This window comes from Streptomyces sp. SID10853 (assembly GCF_010548145.1).
In the GTDB taxonomy this organism is placed as follows: Bacteria; Actinomycetota; Actinomycetes; order Streptomycetales; family Streptomycetaceae; genus Streptomyces.
On the sequence record NZ_JAAGLN010000401.1, the window covers coordinates 1 to 3,434 of the forward strand.

Here is a 3,434-nt window from a genome sequence, read left to right on the forward strand (position 1 = left end):
GGGCTGCGACAACCTGGCTTCGGTGCTGTACCGCACCCAGTCCGAGTGCGCCAACCGGCACCGGCAGCTGGTGGCCGCGGCGCGTGCCGGGTGTGCGGGGCCGGTGGCGGGGCTCGCGGCCGAGGAGCTGACGGACGGTCGGGTACGGGCGGTGCTCGGCAGGGGCAGCGGTACGGGCACTCCGGTGGAGCGGCTGGGCGAGGGCGAGCTGCGCTATCTGGCGTTCGCGCTGGTGCTGCTGACCGGTCCCGGGGTGCTCGCGGTGGATCCGGCGGGAGAGGTGCCGCCCGCGATGCAGTCGCTGACGGTCCTGGCCGACGGGTTCGACCGCTCGCTCGACGCACGGCAGGCGCGTGAACTCGCCGCTCTCGCCGCGGCGATCTGCGGGCAGGGGCACATCAGGGTGGTGGGCACCGCGTCGGACGCACGGTGGGCGGATGATCTGCCGGGCGTCTCGGTGGTAGATCTGGGCGTGTGACAGAACTGGATGTAGCGCGATTGCAGCGTCGGCTGGCCGAGTTCGCCGCGGCGCGGGACTGGCAGCCGTACCACACGCCCAAGAACCTGGCGGCGGCGCTGAGTGTGGAGGCGTCCGAACTGGTCGAGATCTTCCAGTGGCTGACGCCCGAGGAGTCGGCCCGGGTGATGGAGGAGCCGGGGTCGGCGCACCGGGTCGCGGACGAGGTCGCCGATGTGCTCGCGTATCTGCTGCAGTTCTGCGAGGTGCTGGGCATCGACGCCCTTGCGGCACTTTCCGACAAAATTGACCGAAATGAGACACGTTTCCCGGCGAAGCATCCCGAGGTTCGTCACTCTCCGGAGTGAGTGAGTTATCAACAATGTTCCTTGCATCCACAGATTTCCGAATTCCCCTGGCTTTATGGTCCAGACGCCTTCACTCTGGGTAATGAAAGGGGAGACGGCAAGTCATACGAACGGGGACAGAGATGGACGGGGTGCGGCTCATCGCAATCAGCCGGGACGCTCTGGCGCGGAGCGTCCCGGAGTTGGACACCATGGTGGAGGCGTGGCAGGCACAGGCGCTCGCCCGCGCCGTGGGCGGACATCTGGCACTGCACGGTCCGCAGGAGCTGCGGGCCGACGCGCGGGCTCTCGGGGAATCGGGCGGCCGGGGCTGCGGGGCGCTCGAAGTGCCGACGGTGCGCGGCGGGCTGATACGGGCCGCGCAGCTGACCGAAGTGTCCGATGTGCGCGAGGCGTTGACAGTGCTCGGGGTGCTGCTGGGCGAGGTCGGTATAGCCCTGGTCGGTGTCGCCTGCGGTACGGACGAGGAGTCCGTCTACTGGCAGTGCATCGAGGCCATGGACGCGGCTGACGAGTCGGGCGACCGGGTGCGCGGAATGCTGCGGAGGCTGGAGGAGCGGGACGCGGAGAGCTCACGGAGGTAGGGCGGGCACGGAGGTAGGGCGGGCTCAGTAGGGCGGGCTCAGAGGTAGGGCGGCACAGGTGGGGCCGGCGGAGAGAGAGCGCTCGCGGAGGTGGGGCTGTGGGCTGTGGGCGCAGGGTGCGTGCGCGGGGTACGGGCACAGGGTGCGTGCTGCGGGTGCGGGCAGCGTGGCTGGGCGGGTTTCTCCGGCCGTGCGGGGAATCGGGGGCTGCTCCCCTGCTGGGTGGGGAATCGGCGCACATCGGCCGGACGGGCACTGCGGGGCCCCCGGGGGGACGGCCGAAGGTGCAGGATGGATGCATGGATCTTCGAATCTTCACCGAGCCCCAGCAAGGGGCGAGCTATGACACTCTGCTGACCGTCGCCAAGGCGACCGAGGACCTCGGCTTCGACGCCTTCTACCGCTCGGACCACTATCTGCGGATGGGATCGGGCGACGGCCTGCCCGGCCCCACCGATGCCTGGATCACACTGGCGGGGCTCGCCCGCGAGACCCGGCGGATCCGCCTCGGGACGTTGATGACGGCGGGCACGTTCCGGCTGCCAGGTGTCCTGGCCATCCAGGTGGCGCAGGTCGACCAGATGTCCGGGGGCCGGGTGGAACTGGGCCTGGGGGCAGGCTGGTTCGAGGAGGAGCACCGGGCGTACGGGATCCCGTTCCCCAAGGAGAAGTTCGGCCGGCTGGAGGAGCAGCTGGCGATCATCACCGGGCTCTGGGAGACCAGGACCGGTGAGACCTTCAGCTATGACGGTACGTACTACCAGCTCAGCGACTCGCCCGCGCTGCCCAAGCCCGCCCAGGCGAAGGTGCCCGTGCTGATCGGCGGGCACGGGGCGACCCGTACGCCCCGGCTGGCCGCGCGGTACGCGGACGAGTTCAATATCCCGTTCGCCTCCATCGAGGACAGCGAGCGGCAGTTCGGACGGGTGCGGGCGGCGGCCGAGGCGGCGGGCCGGACGGACGACCTGGTGTACTCCAACGCCCTGGTCGTCTGTGTCGGCAAGGACGACGCCGAGGTGGCGCGCCGTGCGGAGGCCATCGGGCGTGACACGGCGGACGTGAAGGCGAACGGGCTCGGCGGCTCGCCCGCCGAGGTCGTCGACAAGATCGGCCGCTACGGGGCCATCGGCGCGTCGCGCATCTATCTCCAGGTGCTCGACCTCGACGACCTGGACCACCTGGAGCTGATCTCCTCGCAGGTCCTCTCCCAGCTGAAGTAGGCAGGAGCACTGAAGGAGGCAGGAGTCAGGGTGCGTCCCGTCCGTACGCTCGCCGCCGCGCTGGAGGAGTCCACCGTCGTTCTCGACGGCGGCCTCTCCAACCAGCTGGAGGCGCAGGGCTGTGATCTCTCCGACGCGCTCTGGTCGGCACGCCTGCTCGCCGACGACCCCGGGCAGATCGTGGCAGCGCACACGGCGTATGTACGGGCGGGCGCCCAGGTGCTCATCACCGCGAGCTACCAGGCCACGTTCGAGGGCTTCGCACGGCGCGGGACCGCCCGGGCCGAGGCCGCACGGCTGCTGGCCCGCAGTGTGCGACTGGCCCGGGAGGCCGCCGGGACGGTGGAGCGCGAGGTCTGGGTCGCGGCCTCCGTCGGCCCGTACGGCGCGATGTTCGCCGACGGCAGCGAGTACCGCGGGCGGTACGGCCTCTCCGTCCGGGAGCTGGAGCGTTTCCACCGGCCGCGGATCGAGGCGCTGGCCGCGGCCGGCCCCGATGTACTCGCGCTGGAGACGGTGCCGGACACCGACGAGGCCGAGGCGATGCTGCGGGCGGCCGACGGCTGCGGGACGCCGCTCTGGCTCTCGTACACCGTGGCGGGGGGCCGCACCCGGGCCGGGCAGCCGCCGGCCGATGCGTTCGCGCTCGCGGCCGGCCTGGACCAGGTGATCGCCGTGGGGGTGAACTGCTGTGCGTCCGGGGACGTGGACCGGGCCGTGGAGGCGGCGTCCTCGGCCACCGGCAAGCCGGTGGTCGCCTATCCGAACAGCGGCGAGCGGTGGGACGCCGGGCACCGCGGCTGGC

Annotated in this window: 4 protein-coding genes and 1 pseudogene; all 5 read left to right on the forward strand. The window is 71.3% G+C overall.

Translation table 11 applies throughout. The features are described from left to right. A pseudogene (locus G3I19_RS35395) lies at positions 1-478 on the forward strand (hypothetical protein); the annotation flags it as partial. Further along, entirely contained in the window at positions 475-825 is a 351-nt protein-coding gene (locus G3I19_RS35400) for a nucleotide pyrophosphohydrolase (RefSeq protein WP_164267787.1), read from the forward strand. The pseudogene G3I19_RS35395 and the gene G3I19_RS35400, both read left to right, overlap by 4 nt. A 122-nt stretch (positions 826-947) precedes the next feature. Next, positions 948-1,409, forward strand: coding sequence for a DUF6099 family protein (locus tag G3I19_RS35405; protein ID WP_164267788.1), 462 nt, complete (start codon positions 948-950; stop codon positions 1,407-1,409). A gap of 299 nt (positions 1,410-1,708) precedes the next feature. Next, the gene (locus G3I19_RS35410) at positions 1,709-2,629 is read left to right on the forward strand and encodes an LLM class F420-dependent oxidoreductase (protein WP_164267789.1); all 921 of its coding nucleotides are present in this window, start codon (positions 1,709-1,711) and stop codon (positions 2,627-2,629) included. A 30-nt stretch (positions 2,630-2,659) separates the two neighbouring features. Beyond that, the coding region (mmuM, locus tag G3I19_RS35415; protein WP_164267790.1) for a homocysteine S-methyltransferase at positions 2,660-3,434 on the forward strand (775 nt) is incomplete at its 3' end.

Bases quoted from the DNA above. Each gene is read 5' to 3' on its own strand.
- G3I19_RS35405 (WP_164267788.1), top strand. From the start codon at position 948: ATGGACGGGGTGCGGCTCATCGCAATCAGCCGGGACGCTCTGGCGCGG.
- G3I19_RS35410 (WP_164267789.1), top strand. From the start codon at position 1,709: ATGGATCTTCGAATCTTCACCGAGCCCCAGCAAGGGGCGAGCTATGAC.